The organism is Halomonas icarae, assembly GCF_009901955.1.
In the GTDB taxonomy this organism is placed as follows: domain Bacteria; phylum Pseudomonadota; class Gammaproteobacteria; order Pseudomonadales; family Halomonadaceae; genus Halomonas; species Halomonas icarae.
Genome location: NZ_WUTS01000001.1, coordinates 2,120,859 through 2,121,318 on the forward strand (window position 1 = coordinate 2,120,859; position 460 = coordinate 2,121,318).

The window sequence follows — 460 nt, forward strand, 5'->3', positions numbered from 1 at the left end:
CGGGAGGGGCAGGTGCACACCTCACCCTGGTTGAAGAAGGCCAGCACCAGCCCCTCGGCGGCCTTGTCGATGAACGCTGGCTCGGCGTTCATGATGTCGGCGAAATAGATGTTCGGCGACTTGCCCCCCAGCTCCACGGTGGAGGGAATGATGTTGTCGGCGGCACACTTGAGGATATGCGCGCCTACCGGGGTCGAGCCGGTGAAGGCGATCTTGGCGATGCGCTGGCTGGTGGCAAGCGCCTGGCCCGCCTCGGCACCATAGCCATTGACGATATTGACCACGCCCGGGGGCAGCAGATCGCCGATCACCTCCATCAACTTGAGGATCGAGGCGGGCGTCTGCTCGGCGGGCTTGAGCACCACGCAGTTGCCAGCGGCCAAGGCCGGCGCCAGCTTCCAGACGGCCATCAGCAGCGGGAAGTTCCAGGGGATGATCTGCCCCACCACGCCCAGCGGCT

General features: G+C 65.7%; 1 protein-coding gene. It reads right to left on the minus strand.

Features of this window, described 5'->3' with window-relative positions:
* A partial coding sequence (locus GRB80_RS16360) for an aldehyde dehydrogenase family protein (RefSeq protein WP_237562075.1) occupies window positions 1–460 on the minus strand: 460 nt, incomplete at both ends.